A 17,310-nucleotide genomic window follows, 5' to 3' on the forward strand; every position below is an offset into this window, starting at 1 on the left:
AGAAACTTTACAAAGGACAATTTATAAAATCATACTCAACTGAATTCTTTTTCTTGCTTCATTGACTTCCGTAACTCTTACCTGAACGTGTTGATGTAACTTCACAACCTCATTCACATCAGAAACAAAACCGTCTTTTAATTGAGAAATATGAACCAGTCCGCTTTCTTTAATTCCAAGATCTACAAAGCATCCGAAAGCGGTAATGTTATTGACAATTCCGGGAAGAATCATTCCGACTTTTAGATCTGTCATCTTTTTTACACTAGGATCAAATTCAAAAACTTTCGCAGCTTTTCGAGGGTCTAAACCGGGTTTTACAAGCTCTTTTAAAATATCTTTTATTCCTAAAATTCCGATGTCTTCGGTTGTGTATTTTTCAGGTTGAATTAATTCTATTTTCTCTTTATTGGCAATTAATTCATCGGTTTTAATACCAAGATCTTTTGCCATTTTTTCAACAATTTTATAGGCCTCAGGATGCACAGCAGAATTATCTAACGGGTTTTTACCATGCGTAATCCTAATAAATGCAGCAGCTTGTTGATAAGCTTTTTCTCCCAAACGAGGAACTTTCTTTAGTTGTTTTCTATCTTCAAAAGCTCCGTTTTCAGCTCGGTAATTCACGATGTTTTCTGCCATTTTCTCTCCGATTCCGGAAACATAGCTTAATAAAGACTTACTTGCTGTATTTAAATTAATTCCGACTGAGTTTACGCATCTCATAACGGTAGAATCCAATTCATTTTTTAACTGAGTTTGATCTACGTCATGCTGATATTGTCCGACTCCAATGGATTTAGCATCAATTTTAACCAATTCAGCCAACGGATCTGCTAATCTTCTCCCGATAGAAACTGCACCACGAACAGTCACATCATAACTTGGAAATTCATCTCTTGCAATTTTACTTGCAGAATAAACCGATGCTCCAGCCTCCGAAACTACAAAAACCTGTAACGGTTTATCGAATCCTATTTTTTTAATGAAAAATTCAGTTTCACGGCTTGCGGTTCCGTTTCCGATAGAAATAGCTTCAATATTATAAGCGTTGACCATAGAACGGATCTTTTTCATCGCCATTCCCGACTCGTTTTGTGGAGCGTGAGGGTAGATGGTCTCGTTATGAAGTAAGTCTCCCTTTTCGTCGATACATACGATTTTACAGCCACTTTTGTAACCGGGATCGATCGCCAGAATTCTTTTTTCTCCTAAAGGCGGTGCCAATAACAACTGACTTAAGTTTTCAGCGAAAATTTCAATGGCTTTTTTATCTGCTTTTTCTTTGGCTTCCTGTAAAGTTTCGTTAGAAATTGCGGGTTCCAATAGTCTTTTATAACTGTCTTTTATGGCTAATACAATTTGATCTGAACTTTCATTATTTGACTTAATAATGGCATTTTCAATAAAATCAATGGCTTCTTCTTTATCAACGCCGACATTTGTTTTCACAAAACCTTCCGATTCTGCTCTTAACATGGCAAGAAGCCTGTGAGATGGAGTTTTATATAAAGGCTCATCCCACTCAAAATATTGGGAGAATTTTTGTGCGCCTTCTTCATCTTTTTTGGCTTTAACAACTTTAGATGTAATTAAAGCTTTACGTTGAAATAATCTACGCAGATTTTTACGAACGTACATGTTTTCGTTGATCCATTCTGCCATGATGTCCCTTGCTCCCTGAAGGGCTTCTTCCTCGGACGCAACATTTTCATTTAAATATTTTGAAGCTAAAAATGCCAAATCATTACTTTTCTGGCTCATAATAATTCTAGCCAAAGGTTCCAAACCTTTTTCTTTGGCAGCATCGGCTTTTGTTTTCTTACGTTTTTTGAAAGGTAGATATAAATCCTCAAGCTCCTGAATATCGAAACTTTCTTCTATTCTTTGCTTAAATTCCGGTGTTAAGGCGTTTTGTTCTTCAACAGATTTTAAAATCGTTTCTTTTCGTTTTACAATTTCTTCAAACTGCTTGCTGATCTTTGAAATTTGCTCTATCTGTACTTCATCCAAATTTCCTGTTCTGTCTTTTCTATAACGCGATATAAAAGGAATCGTACAGTCCTCAGCTAATAATTGAAGCGTTGCACTGATGCTTTTTTCGGGAGCGTTTACAATTTTCTGGATGAATTCAATATTTGTCATTCTGTAAAATTAAAGTGCTAAAATAGTGACTTTTTTTAATGAAAATTTCTAATTTATGGGAGAGTACTTTAAAATAATAGTCTAACTCCGTTGAAGTTAGACTATTATATTTTTTTATTAAAGATGTTTTTTAGGGAAGAATTTCATTATAATAAATAGGAGTATCATTATTTCTGTCAAATCCTATTATAATTACTTTATAATTTTTTGCATCATCGTTATTATAAAACTGTACACTAGTTGGTTCTTTTTCTTGAACTTCCAGATAAGGATTCCAATAAAGAACACTGCGTGTATCTTGTGAAATATCTTTGAAACTTTGGTTTTCATAATTAGGGTTATTGAAAGGACCTTCCTGATCATAACCGTTTAAAGTTATTTGTCTTAACTGTGAAGGCTTTGATGAGTCAATGATTGATCCACTGGAACCGCCTCTTCTTGTATAAATTGCAATAGCTCCACCATTTCCACCTCCAAAACCTCCTGCAAAAAATCCTTTTATCACTTTTACCATTGCAATATCAGATACGGAAAGACTTGATATTTGATCAGCTTCAATGGCCATCTCATCAAGATATATTCCTATTTTACTACCTCGTAAATAAGGAGTAGATGTTCCATTTTGTGATTGGATCTGCAAACCGGCAACTCTTCCCTGTAACCACTGTAAAATATTTGTTGAACCTTGAGCCTGAGGATCGTTTACAAAGTCAAAAATTTGTTCATTAGCACTTCTGAATAGACCACTGCTTAATTCGCTATTCAGTTTTTTTGTTTTGTCTTTTCTCTGTCCTTTTATAACGACCTCTTCAATATCTGTTATTTTTTCATTAATGACTTTTTGGGTCTTTAAAGTTGTAATTGATCGGGCTATTTCAGTTGATAATTTATCTTCTACAGTTCTTTCTGTAAGCTTTAATGCACTTGTTGGCAACTCTTTTTTATATGGAATGAAACTGAAGTTAGGTTGAAAATAAACAGATGATTCATTTTTAGATTCTTTTGAATTTAACTGATATGAAAACTTCATTGAATTCTCAAAAGCTAGATTATTTAATGTAAAAAAACCATTATTGTCAGTTTTTACCTGAAATAGTTTTGTGCCTGAGCCTGAAGCAAACATCAAATTTAGATCTGTATTGGGAGCAGGTTTCCCTTGAATATTTACTTTTCCTTTATAGGAAAGATAATTTTCAGGTTGGTATTTTATCGAAGGATAATTTCCTGATATAATGTATTTCCAATCAAAACGTTTCCATTTTTCAGAGATCAAAAGAGCATCTAAAGCATCTACGTTTCTGTTTTTAGTAAAATATTGAGAGGGATGTGATATGTTTGACGTAATGTCACCCGTAAGCCATAATGTACTAAGAAAACTTTGCTCTTCTTCTGAACTGTTTGTATTTGAATCAATCACTAAGACAGTATAATTTGAACAATTGATATCTTTAGTAATATCAAAAGAGCTTTTTTCTCGAGAACCATTTTTTATAGATAATGATTGAAGGGCAGGTTTTTTTATCTGTAATAATTGAGGCTGTACAAAAGTAAGTCTATTAGCAACAATATTTTCTTTGTCATCAAAAACGGTAAGTTGTAAAATTCCATTTATTAATTGATTATTAGGAATAGAATATTGAAGTCCGTCTGATATTTTATTAATTTTAGCCTTATAAACAAGTTGATTGTTTATGGTTCCCAATACTTTATAATATTGTGCTTCCGGTGAAATATTTTTTGTTTTTAAAGTATATTTAACATTATCGGCACTACTTACCACTTGTAGATTGAGTCCTGAAGATGAAACTTCAGGCAGATTAATAGTTTGTTTTTGTCCTTTTTTATCTTGAACAGTAAGCTGATATTTTTTTCCACTTTCCGGAGTGATATTAAATAGTCCAACGTTTTGATCAAGCCCTTTGAAAGTAATCATTTTTGTATCAGGCTTATCGATTTCTGTAACATACCCTTCCCATTCTAAAGGAGGTACATCTTTTGATTGTAAACGTACAGCAAATTTTGTATTAATACCATTTACAAAGGTTCCGCTTTCAGGATAAACAAAAGCTGACCATGCGGAATTTGTATCAGGTGTGATTTTTTCGGGAGAAGATGGATTGTAAACAATGATAGGTTTTATTAATTGAAAATCTTCACTGAAATTAGCCATCCAAGTTGTGTAGGCTCTTACATAATAAACATTTTCCTTTAATGTTTCGGGGAGTAAAATGCTGCCACTTCCTTCTCCATTTAATAGAGGAAATATTTTTTTACTTATTTGATTTTTATTATTATCGTATAATTCAACAAATAATGAGGTTGAAATATTAGAAGGGTTATAGCCTTCAAAAACAAAAGATTTAAACCAAATATTTTCTCCTGCTACATAATTCTCTTTGTTAAAGAGAAGATGGATTTTTTCCTGAGGATATTTTTGTTCAAATGTTTTTAGAGCCTGTTCTGCTTTTTCTTGAGCCTGATATGGATTGAAGACTCCAAAAATAAACAATAAAATTAGTTTTTTTGACATGGTTAGAATGTGTGTTTTTAAAATTGAAGGGTCAAAAATACATTTTTAATCATTCTGTGACAATTAATTTTGGTATCTGGTTGTTTGTTTACTTTTAATGACTGTTTTCGATGTAATATTTTTCAATTATAACAGGTTTTAACTAAAATCATTAAGTATGATTATTAAAAATTAACTTTTTTTGATTTTATTGATGTATGTTAAGATAATAAAAACATGTTTTTTCTATTTTTGGCCTATTAAAATTAAGGAATGAAATATTAATTTGATAATTTCGTTAATCTTATAATTCAGAATAATAAATTTTTACAATAAATAATATGAAAAAACTTAGTGTCATTGCATTAGTTGCTGTAGGTTTGTTTGCAACATCATGTAATAAAGAAAAATCTGCAGAATCGGCTGGTACAGCTACAGAAAAAACGGTTGCAGAAGGAAAAGGTGAAGTTTTAGCTGTTGATGCTGCGACTTCTTTAGTAAACTGGAAAGCATTCCATAAAGGTGGTTTTGCACCACGTTGGGGAACAATCAATGTAAAATCTGGTGACTTAAATGTTGAAGGAGGACAACTTTCCGCAGGTAATTTCGTTATCGATATGGCTTCTATTAAAGTAGATCCTGCATCAGTAACGGAAAAAGATAAAAAACCGGCAGATCTGGAAACTCACTTAAAAAGTGCTGATTTCTTTGACGTAACAAAAAATCCTACTTCTGAGTTCAAAATCACAAGTGTAACTGACTTAAAAGATGCACCTAAAGATGCTATCACTGGAGCTAATAAAACCGTAAGTGGAAATCTTACTTTATCTGGAAAAACAGTGAATGTAACTTTCCCTGCAAAGGTTGATGTTACAGAAAACTCAGCTGCTGTTCAGGCTAAATTTACAGTAAACAGATCAGATTGGGGAATCAAATTCGGAACTTCTGAAGCAGATCCTGCAGAATGGATGATCAGTAAAGACATCGAAATTGCTGTAGACGTAAAAGCTAAAAAATAATTGTTAGACCATAAAAATGGGGGAAGCTGCTTTTTTATTAAGGCAGCTTTTTTATTTTGAAATTTAAAATATTGTAACTTCAAAGAGAGGTTATTGAGACGTTTTTATATGAAATGTTTTTATGCTAATTTAAAAGCTCCGAATTCTTTATCCTCACACAATATTCACTTCCTAAATACAAAGGATTACCATGTTTCTCAGACCAAAAACCATCAAGTACATCCTTGCTTAAACAACGGTATACCGCAACGCCTTTATAGATTTCTTGATCATCACCTTCATAATTAAAGTTGAGGACTAAAATTTGGTCTTTATAAAACCCTGTACCGTTTTGTATATGATCACCGATAATCCATTGTGCGATAATACGGTTGTTTTCATCGATTGATAAAGTTAATATACCATGGTAAGAAGATTGGTCAGATTCTTCCTGGTTGGAGCCTTCAATAGAATAATTTCCTGCCAAATCCAGTACAGTCATTGATTTTGTTTTTATTGGACAAATTTAAGAAACTTTATTTTTTATTATTCTTTTTATATTAGATTTGTTGGAATGTTTTATTTGTTATTAATAGTCAATATTGTCACTTTCTTAGTCTTTGCTTTAGATAAAAGGAAAGCCGTCAAACATCAAAGAAGAATCTCAGAAAATACACTTTTATTCATTACATTTTTGTGCGGAACAATCGGATCTATACTCGGAATGCTTATTTTCAGGCATAAAGTTTCAAAGAAATCTTTTCTGTTGAAGTTTGGATTGGTTGTTTTAATCCAGATCTTATTAATTTACTTTCTTGAAAAATACAATATGATTACTATTTAAAACTTAATCTGTTATTATAATTTTTTTGTTTAAAATGGTGTCTAAATCTTTCAATTGTAAGGCTTTAATTATAGGTTTTATTTAAATGACTCATTATTAAATTGTTAAATAATACATAATCTTACTAATTATTTAATTAAAAAACACTATTTTTGCACCCGTAAAAATCATTCATGCAAAACATTAGAAATATTGCGATTATCGCACACGTTGACCACGGTAAGACGACTTTGGTGGACAAGATTATTCATGCTACAAACATTTTCCGAGAAAATCAGGAGAGTGGAGAATTAATAATGGATAATAACGATCTTGAAAGAGAAAGAGGGATTACCATTTTATCTAAAAATATTTCTGTTACTTATAAAGACGTTAAAATTAACGTAATCGATACTCCCGGTCACGCCGATTTTGGTGGGGAAGTAGAGAGAGTTTTAAAAATGGCTGATGGAGTTATTTTGTTGGTGGATGCCTTTGAAGGACCAATGCCACAAACAAGATTCGTACTTCAGAAAGCGTTAGAATTAGGATTGAGACCATTGGTTGTTATCAATAAAGTTGATAAACCAAACTGTCGTCCTGAGGAAGTTCATGATAAAGTTTTTGATCTATTTTTTGCTCTTGAAGCTACTGAAGCACAGTTGGATTTCCCAACATTCTACGGTTCATCTAAGCAAGGTTGGTTCAACACTTCATTAGAGCAAACAGAAGATATTTTCCCATTATTAGATGGTATCTTACAATATGTTCCAGAACCGAAAGTTGAAGAAGGAAACTTACAGATGCAGATTGTTTCTCTAGACTTTTCTTCTTTCTTAGGAAGAATTGCTATTGGAAAAGTAATCAGAGGTGAAATCAAAGAATCTCAGTGGATCGGTTTAGCTCAAGCAGACGGTAAAGTATTGAAAGGAAAAGTAAAAGAACTTTACGTTTTTGAAGGATTAGGTAAGAAAAAAGTTACAGAAGTAAAAGCTGGAGATATCTGTGCTGTTGTAGGTTTTGAAGCTTTCCAAATCGGTGATTCTTTCGTAGATCTTGAAAATCCTGAACCATTGCCAAGAACTTCTATTGATGAGCCAACGTTGAACATGACGTTCTCTATCAACAATTCACCTTTCTTTGGTAAAGACGGTAAATTCGTGACTTCAAATCACCTGAAAGAAAGATTATATAAAGAATTAGAGAAAAACTTAGCATTAAGAGTTGAACAAACTGGTGATGCAAACACTTTCCTAGTATTCGGTAGAGGTATTCTTCACTTGTCAGTTTTGATTGAAACAATGAGAAGAGAAGGGTACGAAATGACAATTGGTCAGCCACAGGTTATCTTGAGAGAAATCGACGGAGAAAAATGTGAGCCTTATGAATCATTAGTTGTTGATGTTCCTGAAGAATTTGCTTCTAGAGTTATCGATTTGGCAACTCAGAGAAAAGGAGATCTTCACATTATGGAAACTAAAGGTGAGATGCAGCATATGGAATTCGAAATTCCTTCAAGAGGTTTGATCGGATTGCGTTCTCAGATGTTGACTGCTACTGCTGGTGAAGCTATTATGGCTCACCGTTTCACAGAATACAAACCTTTCAAAGGGGCAATTCCAGGAAGAAGTAATGGTGTTTTGGTAAGTAAAAGTCAAGGTCCAGCAACTGAATATTCTATTGCGAAATTACAAGATAGAGGTAAGTTTTATGTTGATCCGGGCGAGGAGATCTATGCAGGTATGGTCATTGGTGAGCAAAACAAACCAGGAGATTTGGTTATCAATATTGTAGAAGCAAAACAATTAAATAATATCCGTGCTGCAGGTAAAGATAAAGATGGTGGAGTTGCTCCAAAAATCTTGTTCTCACTAGAAGAATGTATGGAATATATCCAAGCTGATGAAGCAATCGAGGTAACTCCAAACTTCATCCGTATGAGAAAGAAAGTGCTTTCTGAAGAAGAAAGAAGAAGAATCGAAAGATCAGGAAAAGCTTCATAAGTTTTTCTATATAAGATCAAAGCCCCGAAAAATTCGGGGCTTTTTTGTTTTCCGGTTAGTATATTCAATAGGAGCGGACTTTAGTCCGTTTTCAATATTTGTATCATCAAATTGGCTTTAGCCAAAACTTATTTTTGTGATTATAAAAATTAGTTAAAGTCATCTGATTATTTATTACATCATATAATTAAAAAAATAATTTAATGTAGTTTTGCAAACTATGAAAATGAATAATTTAAAACTCATCATATTTTTAGGCGTCCTAGCCTCGTGTAGCAGTGCAAAAACTGCTAGTAATAGTGTCGTAAAACCAATTCCAACAAAAAGTTCTACAAAACCTAACAATAATACGTCAAAGCCAAATGTGCCTGTTGTAACTACAAAACCGGCTACAAATCTGCCAACAGAAGAGATTTTTAAAGTTAATCTTCCTGAGATCAGCAGAGAATTTCGTGGTGCGTGGGTGGCAAGTGTTGCGAATATCAACTGGCCTTCAAGAAACAATTTAACCGTTGATCAGCAAAAGCAGGAAGCGATCAGCATGTTGGATATGTTGAAAGATAATAACTTCAATGCTGTTATTTTCCAGGTTAGACCTTCTGCAGATGCTTTATACACAAGTAATATTGAACCGTGGTCATATTTCTTAACAGGAGAGACGGGAACGGCTCCTTATCCCAATTATGATCCTTTACAATTCTGGATCGATGAAGCACATAAAAGAGGGTTGGAGCTTCATGTTTGGTTAAATCCTTACAGAGCGCACCATACAAACGGAGGCTCTCCCAATAGTTTGTCGATGGCTAATAAACTGTCAGATATTGTTGTAAGATTGAAAAACGGAATGTATTGGTTTGATCCTGCCAATCCGAAAACGCAAGGTCACGTTTCCAATGTCGTTAAAGATATTGTAAAAAGATATGATATTGACGCAGTACATTTTGACGATTATTTCTATCCTTATGCAACTTACAATAAAGGTGCAGATTTTCCTGATAATGCTACTTGGAATGCTTATCTAAGCAGTGGAGGAACATTATCCAGAGCAGATTGGAGAAGAGATAATGTGAATAAATTCGTAGAGCGTATCTATAAAGAAATTCATGCTGAAAAAAATTATGTAAGATTTGGGATCAGCCCGTTTGGAATTTGGAAGCCAGGATATCCTGAAGGAATCGTTGGTTCTTCTCAATATGACGAATTGTATGCTGATGCTAAATTATGGTTAAATAAAGGCTGGGTAGACTATTTCTCACCACAATTATATTGGCCAATTGAATCAAAAGGTCAGCCTTTCGGGGCGTTATTAAATTGGTGGAAATCTGAAAACACAATGAACCGCCACTTATGGCCTGGATTGAATACGGTTGAAATAAAATCTTCAGATCGTCCGACAGAAATTAAAGATCAGATCGAATTATCAAGGCAGATTTTAGGAAAAGATGCAGGCGAAGTTCATTGGAGTATTGCCGGATTGACGAAAAACTCAAATATGCTTCCGACATTAAAAAACGGACCATACAAAGAGAAAGCATTAGTTCCAAAAAGCCCTTGGATAAAAGCTGTGCCATTGCAAACTCCGACATTATTCACTAATGACAACGGAAGTTCAGTACAGGCAAGCTGGAGCAATAAAAATATAAAAGACGTTTTCCAATGGGTACTTTTCACTCAGTACAACGGAGTTTGGGAAACGCAGATTTTAACGGTAGAAAATCTTACAAAAGATATTCCTAAAAATAAAGACGGTAAAACATTAAATGCCATTGCTATCAAAGCCATCGACAGACTAGGAAACGAAAGCGATTACATGGCAAAGAAAGTAAAATAGTTTTCTTTAGTAAAATAATAAAAACCAGTTCAGAAGAGCTGGTTTTGTTTTTTTTAATGGATTTGAATTAATCAAATTCCATTTTTAATTACTCAGGTTAAAACAATCTAAATCCGGACAAAGAAGTATTTGAACTTCTGTCAAGTTAAGAAGTCCTGTGTCCGCCAGTGTGCAAAGAAGTTTGCATACAGGATCAAGTAATCCACCTCCCGAAACACTTTTCAGCTCGTCTCTGTCTAATTTTTTTAAATTTTTCATGATAATTTTGTATGGTTAATAAGATTCTAAAATAGGAATAATTGTAATAAGTCGATCTTTTTTATTTTAGAATAACTATAAATTATCAATTTAAATCAATGAATTTCAATTTATTATAAACCACTTTAATGTGTTTTGATTAAAATTAATAATCTTCTCGGAATCATTTTTGCATCATTACTATTAATCACACAAAATTATACATTATGAATACTAAAAGACTTTCCGACAATATGGAAAAAGCATTAAGCGATCAAATGAATAAAGAAATTCATGCTTCTCACATTTTTCTATCTTACGGAATTTGGGCTGATGATAAAGGCTATCAGGGAATTGCCAACTTTCTTTACAGACATTCGCAGGAAGAAAGAAACCATTCTATTAAATTTATGGAATACGTACTAAATAGAGGAGGAAAACCGAAAGTAGACGCTATTCCCGCTCCACCAAAGGATCCCGAATCTTTAACGGATTGTTTTGATGGCGTTTTTAGACATGAAGTTGATAATACAACCTCAATCTACAGGCTCGTAGATCTGTCTTTAGAAGAAAAAGACTGGGCAACGTGGAATTTCATGCAGTGGTTTGTTCAGGAACAGATCGAGGAGGAAACATTAGCTTCTAATTTAATTGATAAATTAAAAATTGCCGGCGGGGACAGAGCTACTGATGAATCTCTATTTACGTTAGATAAAACCTTACAGAATGCCCCAAACGATGTCCCTTTAGCTCAAAATGCTACAGGTGAAAACCCATAAAAGCCAATTTGGTGAAATAAAAATTATTGAAAATCTGTCAGAATATTGGCAGATTTTTTTATTATGAAACTCATACTAAATTCACTATCTTTGCACACCTTTAACGAGCAATAGTGAAAACTATTTCTAAAAGCTAAGAATATATGAAATGTGGAATCGTAGGCTTACCGAATGTTGGTAAATCAACTCTTTTTAACTGTTTAAGCAACGCAAAAGCTCAATCAGCAAACTATCCTTTCTGTACAATTGAACCGAATTTGGGAACTGTTTCAGTGCCGGATCACAGATTGTTTGAATTGGAAAAATTAGTAAATCCCGAGAGAGTTTTACCAGCTGTTGTGGAGATCGTTGATATTGCCGGTCTTGTAAAAGGAGCGAGCAAAGGTGAAGGGTTGGGAAACCAGTTCTTGGCAAATATCCGCGAGTGCGAAGCGATTATCCATGTGTTGAGATGTTTTGATAATGGAAATATCATTCACGTTGAAGGTTCGGTTGATCCAATGAGAGATAAAGAAATTATCGACATTGAACTTCAATTGAAAGATCTTGAAACTGTTGGAAAAGCAGTTGAAAAAGCTAAAAAATTCATCAAATCTGGAAAGAAAGATGATATTTTAACATACGAAACGCTTCATAATCTTGAAAAATTTATCGAAGATGGTAAAAATGCAAGAGAGTTTCCTATGGATGATTTTGCAAAATCAATTATTGATGATGTTCAGCTTTTAACAAATAAGCCTGTATTGTACGTTTGTAACGTAGATGAAAATTCTATCAAAAACGGAAACGATTGGATTGCTAAGATCGAGGAAATGGCTAAAAATGAAAATGCTGAAGTTGTTGTTTTGGCAGCTCAAATCGAAGCAGATATCAATGAATTGGAGACTTTTGAAGAAAGAGAAATCTTCCTTGAAGAACTTGGACTTACTGAGCCGGGTGTAAATCGTTTGATCAGAAAAGCATACGATCTATTAAAACTTCAGACGTATTTCACAGCTGGTGTTAAAGAAGTTAGAGCTTGGACAATCGGACAAGGATGGACTGCTCCTCAAGCTGCAGGAGTAATTCACACAGACTTCGAAAAAGGATTTATCCGTGCTGAGGTTATTAAGTACAACGATTATGTACAATACGGTTCTGAAATTAAGATTAAAGAAGCCGGAAAATTGGCTGTAGAAGGTAAAGAATACATTGTTCAGGATGGTGATATTATGCACTTCAGATTCAACGTATAATAAAAGAATATTAAAGTTAGTTATAAATGAAAGACGCTTCCAATGTATTTTGGGAGCGTTTTTTGCATTCAATCGGGAAATCTTTTACCTATGAAATTTTTATATTTTTTTGTTTTTGCATTATTTTTTTCATGTACGAAAAGTTTAGAAGAAAAATGTTTTACTAAAGGTGAAGAAAAGTCTAGTTATGTTGAGGGAAAAAATTACACAGTAAAACAAATTCTTGAAGAAAAACCAGATTATCTTGAAATTATTAATTTGAAAAAATTTATAGACTTCAAAAAAGACAGTTTATATTCTCATGAACTTAAATGGAAAAATTATGATGAAAGAATGAAGGATTATAATGTTTTTAAAGAAAAGTTTTCAGATCAGTTTATGTGTTTTGGGAAGCAGACTGTTGATGAAGTTGAATATTCCTTAGGTAGAAATAATTTAGGATATTGGCTGTTAAAAATTGAAAAAAATAAACCATCCGCTTATTTTTTAGGATTAAGTTTTAGCCATTATTATTTAAATGAAATTCAGGACAAACCTATTATTAAAGATGGTTTTCTACAAGTTGAAGGAAGTTTGGTTAAAATTATAAAAGTGGCAGGACTTCCAGGATATGATGATTATTCGGCAATGGAAGAAGGGAAACTATTTAAAATTCATTTAAAAGATTTAATAAAAGATTCTGACAGTGACGGTTACAATGATATTTTTGAAAAAAGCTTTGGTTTAAACCCCAGCAATAAAGATTCTGATGGAGACGGACTAAATGATTTTGATGATACTAATCCTATGTTTAGATCTGAAAAAAATAAGTTTAGTGAACTTTACCAAAGGTTATTGCCTGAATATGCAGGAGCTCCTGATTTCAAAAAGCTGCATTATTATTTTGAAGTCTTTGAAACGGATTGTGATTATTTTCATCAAGTAAATCCTGATTATAGAATATTATTTGCTTCGGACGAAAAAAATAAGCAGACAAGTTATATAAAAGTGACTGATGTTTTTCATCATGGAATTTCGAGGATTGAAAAGAATGAAAAAGATGCTGAACGGTTTTATATTCATACATGGGGAAGCAGTTCTTCAACAAGTTTTGTAGCAAAATATAAAAATGGAAAATGGGAGTTGAAAATGACAGGACAAATTGTTTCTTAAAAACAAAAATACCGCTCAAAACAGAGCGGTATTCCTTTTGAAAATATATTATTTTAACTACGGTAATTCTGGTCTGCATTGCAATTGTGCGCAGCTTAATGATACTTTTTTGCATCCTCCAGTCCATGGATCGATGCAGTCTAGTAATCCTCCTTTGATGGTTCTTAATTCTTTTTTGTTTAATTTTTTTCCTTTAGGAACGTTTTGATTTTTCATAGTAATTGATTTTTAGTGAGTTAGTTACTAACGAAGTTATGAAAAATTATTATTAGTAAATCACATTTGTTGGACTTTTTTAAATAATATTTGATATCATCGAAGAGAAATACGAACTCTGCTGAGTAGAACGCCTTTGCAAACGTTAGAACTTTTAGTAGTCAAAAAATCTTTGCTGACTTAGCGTTAAAAATTAAAAGAATGTTTAAAAATTATAATTCAATTGTCCCAATCTCAATTACGTAAAACTTCCTATATTTGAATTTTACAAACCAAAGGTCATGGAAAAAATTGCACACGCTTCTTTGGAAGATTTTTATAAAGAAATGACAGCCAAGCTTGGAAAAGACCTCGAAAGTATTTTTCCTAAAGGTCTTCATAAAGATATTGGTCACTTCAATGTTTTCGATATTGCTCAAACAATTGAAAAAATAAAGATTACTTCTGAAATGCCTTACAACAGAAGGAAATATTACAAAATCAGTCTTATCAGAGGGAAAAATAGGGCAGAATATGCCGATAAAGTTATTCAGATCAAAGGGAATGCTTTGTTGTTTGCAACGCCTAAAGTTCCTTATCACTGGATTCCTGAAGATCCTGATCAGTCGGGGAGTTTCTGCGTTTTTACGGAAGATTTTTTCATTAAAAATAATTCGAGAAGTTCTCTTGAAGATTTGCCGATTTTCCAGCCTGGAAATATTCCTTTGTTTGAAATTGATAATGAATTAGCTGATGAGATCGAACAGCTTTTCGTGAAAATTAAAAAAGAAATCGCTTCAGATTATATTTTTAAATATGATTTAATTCGAAATTATGTGGTAGAACTCATCCATTACGGACAGAAATTACAACCTGCCACAAAGCTGTCAACCTCAAACGATGCGTCATTAAGAGTAGTAACTTTATTTATAGAATTACTTGAAAGACAGTTTCCTATTGAGTCTAATGAACAAAGGTTACAGCTCAAAACAGCAAAAGATTATGCTGATCGATTGTCAGTTCATGTCAATTATTTAAACAAGAAATTAAAAGAAAATACAGGAAAAACAACAACTGAATTCATTGCAGACCGCATGATTCAGGAAGCAAAAATCCTTTTAAAACAAACAAAATGGAATGTCTCAGAAATCTCTTACGCATTAGGATTTGAGGAGATCGCTCATTTTTCTAACTTCTTCAAGAGAAAAACTACGGTTACACCTTTAGAATTTCGTTCGTGATTTGAATTTTGCAAATATCAGATTGATTCGAGCAAACACATCAATGGTAAATTGTCGCAACTTTGTCTCATTAAAATAAACAACAAAATGAATACACAAACAAAAATCGCATTAGTTACCGGTGGAAGCCGTGGATTGGGAAAAAATTCAGCGTTAAAGATCGCTCAAAAAGGTCTTGACGTAATCATCACTTACAGAAGCAATAAGGAGGAAGCCGATAAAGTTGTTGAAGAAATTCAGGCTTTGGGAAGAAAGGCAATTGCTTATCAATTAGATACAAAAGATATTAAAAGCTTCGACACTTTCGTAAAAACAGTTGGAGATCATCTGGAAGAAAATACAGGAAGCAGAAACATCGATTTCCTTGTAAATAATGCAGGAACGGCTTTATACGCGCCGATTTCAGAAGTTACAGAAGAGCAGTTGGATGACGTTGTAGATATTCACTTCAAAGGAGTGTTTTTCTTGACTCAAAAATTCTTGCCTTTTATGAATAATGGAGGTGGAATTGTGAATGTTTCTTCAGGATTAGCAAGATTTGCATTGCCAGGATCTTCTGTTTATGGTTCAATAAAAGCAGGAGTTGAAATGTTGACAAAATATATGGCGAAAGAATTGGGTTCAAGAAAAATCAGAGCCAATGTTGTTGCTCCGGGAGCTATTGAAACTGATTTCGGTGGCGGAAGAACGAGAGATGACAAACATATGAACGATATGGTTGCCAGCATTACAGCTTTAGGAAGAGCAGGTTTACCGGATGATATCGGTGGAGTAGTTGCTTTCTTATGTACCGACGATGCAGGCTGGGTCAACGGACAAAGAATTGAGGCTTCTGGCGGAATGTTTTTATAAAATTAAAAATATCACACAATATTTAACGACTTAGGAGATGGAAGCGTTAAAAAAAATTAGTGTTAAAAAACTAAAAAAGCAGTAGAAATTTCTACTGCTTTTCTTTTATAATTTAGACAAATTCTCAATCGCCCTTTCCAAAGTTTCCTGTTTTTTTGCAAAACAAAGGCGAATCACATTTTCATTCAGTTTATTTTTATAGAAAGAAGAAAATGGTACACTTGTGACTTTATGATTGATCGTTAATTCACTCGCGAATTCAAAATCATTTTTATCTGAAATTTTATCATATTTCAACGCTTGGAAATAGGTTCCCTCACAATCAAGCAATTCGAAAGAGGTATTGGCTAAACCTTGTCTCAAGAAATCTCTTTTTTCCTGAAAGAATTGGTTTAAATGATTGTAATGATCTTCATTTTTCATATACTCAGCCAAAGCTAATTGAATCGGAGTATTCACACAAAAAACATTGAATTGATGTACTTTTCTGAACTCATCCGTTAAAGCTTTCGGAGCGGCGCAATATCCAATTTTCCAGCCTGTAACATGAAAAAGCTTTCCGAAAGAGGCGACCAAAAGACTTCTTTCTTTTAATTCAGGATATTTGCAGATGCTCAAATGTTGCTTTCCATCAAAAACGATATTTTCGTAGACTTCATCACTCAAAATCAATATCGGAGTGTCTTTTACAATAGAAATCAGTTCCTGAATATCATTTTCCTTTAAAATCTTTCCTGAAGGGTTATTTGGATTATTTAGAATAATCATTTTTGTTTTGTCTGAAACTAAATTTTTCACAACGCTCCAATCAATTTCATAATCTGGAGCTTTCATTTCAAAACGCTTTACAATTCCTCCGAAAAGCTCTACTGTAGGCTCATAACAGTCATAGGCAGGCTCAAAAATAATCACTTCATCATCTTTTTTAATGAAAGTTGCAATGGCTGTAAAAATAGCCTGTGTTCCGCCTGCCGTAACGGTTATTTCTGAATCAGGGTGATAAACAGCTTGGTGACTGTTTTCAATTTTTCTTGCAATTTCTTCTTTTAAACCAATCATTCCGCCCAAAGGTGCATATTGATTAAAACCTTTTTTAATGAAATGATCTACATGATTTAACAATTCAGAATCGGGCATGAAATCGGGGAATCCTTGTGATAAATTAATAGCCTCATTTTCATTGGCTAATTGCGTCATCTGACTGAAAATCGTAGTTCCTACATCGGAAAGTTTAGAAAAAGGAAGTTGTATCATTAAAACAAATTTTTTACTTACATCGAATTTAATTTATTTTTTGCAATAAAAAAAGA

15 protein-coding genes are annotated in these 17,310 nt (G+C 33.2%); 9 read left to right on the top strand and 6 right to left on the bottom strand.

The genetic code is table 11. The features are described from left to right. Positions 1-21 precede the first annotated feature (21 nt). Both A0O34_RS17945 and A0O34_RS17950 read right to left on the bottom strand, forming a co-directional pair. Positions 22-2,145 carry a Tex family protein gene (locus A0O34_RS17945; RefSeq protein ID WP_066757728.1) on the bottom strand — a complete coding sequence of 708 codons (2,124 nt, stop codon included), beginning with the start codon at positions 2,143-2,145 and terminating at the stop codon, positions 22-24. 130 nt (positions 2,146-2,275) lie between these two features. Continuing rightward, a complete protein-coding gene (locus A0O34_RS17950; protein WP_066757731.1) occupies positions 2,276-4,675 on the bottom strand; it encodes a TonB-dependent receptor plug domain-containing protein in 2,400 nt (799 codons plus the stop codon). 320 nt (positions 4,676-4,995) lie between these two features. On the opposite strand from A0O34_RS17950, the gene A0O34_RS17955 reads away from it, so the two are divergent. After that, the gene (locus A0O34_RS17955; protein ID WP_066757734.1) at positions 4,996-5,673 is read left to right on the top strand and encodes a YceI family protein; all 678 of its coding nucleotides are present in this window, start codon (positions 4,996-4,998) and stop codon (positions 5,671-5,673) included. Between the two features lie 124 nt (positions 5,674-5,797). On the opposite strand, the gene A0O34_RS17960 is transcribed toward A0O34_RS17955, so the two are convergent. Then, a complete protein-coding gene (locus A0O34_RS17960; protein WP_066757738.1) occupies positions 5,798-6,154 on the bottom strand; it encodes a hypothetical protein in 357 nt (118 codons plus the stop codon). Positions 6,155-6,226: 72 nt separating this feature from the next. On the opposite strand from A0O34_RS17960, the gene A0O34_RS17965 reads away from it, so the two are divergent. From A0O34_RS17965 to A0O34_RS17975, 3 genes are all read left to right on the top strand, one after another. After that, positions 6,227-6,496, top strand: coding sequence for a DUF1294 domain-containing protein (locus A0O34_RS17965; protein ID WP_082891202.1), 270 nt, complete (start codon positions 6,227-6,229; stop codon positions 6,494-6,496). 173 nt (positions 6,497-6,669) lie between these two features. Further along, positions 6,670-8,478 carry a translational GTPase TypA gene (gene typA, locus A0O34_RS17970; protein ID WP_066757745.1) on the top strand — a complete coding sequence of 603 codons (1,809 nt, stop codon included), beginning with the start codon at positions 6,670-6,672 and terminating at the stop codon, positions 8,476-8,478. 220 nt (positions 8,479-8,698) lie between these two features. Continuing rightward, positions 8,699-10,309, top strand: coding sequence for a glycoside hydrolase family 10-like protein (locus A0O34_RS17975; protein WP_066757747.1), 1,611 nt, complete (start codon positions 8,699-8,701; stop codon positions 10,307-10,309). A gap of 84 nt (positions 10,310-10,393) precedes the next feature. Here A0O34_RS17975 and A0O34_RS22850 read toward each other — a convergent pair whose 3' ends face one another. Beyond that, positions 10,394-10,567, bottom strand: coding sequence for a bacteriocin-like protein (locus tag A0O34_RS22850; protein WP_418219361.1), 174 nt, complete (start codon positions 10,565-10,567; stop codon positions 10,394-10,396). A 206-nt stretch (positions 10,568-10,773) separates the two neighbouring features. On the opposite strand from A0O34_RS22850, the gene A0O34_RS17980 reads away from it, so the two are divergent. From A0O34_RS17980 to A0O34_RS17990, 3 genes are all read left to right on the top strand, one after another. Then, the gene (locus A0O34_RS17980; protein ID WP_066757751.1) at positions 10,774-11,325 is read left to right on the top strand and encodes a ferritin; all 552 of its coding nucleotides are present in this window, start codon (positions 10,774-10,776) and stop codon (positions 11,323-11,325) included. 143 nt (positions 11,326-11,468) lie between these two features. Then, the gene (ychF, locus tag A0O34_RS17985; RefSeq protein ID WP_066757756.1) at positions 11,469-12,560 is read left to right on the top strand and encodes a redox-regulated ATPase YchF; all 1,092 of its coding nucleotides are present in this window, start codon (positions 11,469-11,471) and stop codon (positions 12,558-12,560) included. Between the two features lie 90 nt (positions 12,561-12,650). Then, a complete protein-coding gene (locus tag A0O34_RS17990; RefSeq protein ID WP_066757765.1) occupies positions 12,651-13,712 on the top strand; it encodes a hypothetical protein in 1,062 nt (353 codons plus the stop codon). 57 nt (positions 13,713-13,769) lie between these two features. Here A0O34_RS17990 and A0O34_RS22425 read toward each other — a convergent pair whose 3' ends face one another. Then, positions 13,770-13,928, bottom strand: coding sequence for a bacteriocin (locus A0O34_RS22425; RefSeq protein ID WP_157886058.1), 159 nt, complete (start codon positions 13,926-13,928; stop codon positions 13,770-13,772). Positions 13,929-14,209: 281 nt separating this feature from the next. Between A0O34_RS22425 and A0O34_RS17995 the strand changes: the two genes are divergently transcribed. Together A0O34_RS17995 and A0O34_RS18000 are read left to right on the top strand one after the other, a co-directional pair. Continuing rightward, positions 14,210-15,148: a helix-turn-helix domain-containing protein gene (locus tag A0O34_RS17995; RefSeq protein WP_066757767.1), complete on the top strand. Its 939-nt coding sequence runs from the start codon at positions 14,210-14,212 to the stop codon at positions 15,146-15,148. An 87-nt stretch (positions 15,149-15,235) separates the two neighbouring features. Further along, positions 15,236-16,000, top strand: a complete 765-nt coding sequence (locus A0O34_RS18000; RefSeq protein ID WP_066757769.1) for an SDR family NAD(P)-dependent oxidoreductase — start codon at positions 15,236-15,238, stop codon at positions 15,998-16,000. Between the two features lie 105 nt (positions 16,001-16,105). On the opposite strand, the gene A0O34_RS18005 is transcribed toward A0O34_RS18000, so the two are convergent. Continuing rightward, on the bottom strand, positions 16,106-17,254 hold the full coding sequence (locus tag A0O34_RS18005) for a methionine aminotransferase (RefSeq protein WP_066757770.1): 1,149 nt from the start codon (positions 17,252-17,254) through the stop codon (positions 16,106-16,108). Between the last annotated feature and the right edge of the window lie 56 nt (positions 17,255-17,310).

The organism is Chryseobacterium glaciei, assembly GCF_001648155.1.
Classification (GTDB): domain Bacteria; phylum Bacteroidota; class Bacteroidia; order Flavobacteriales; family Weeksellaceae; genus Chryseobacterium; species Chryseobacterium glaciei.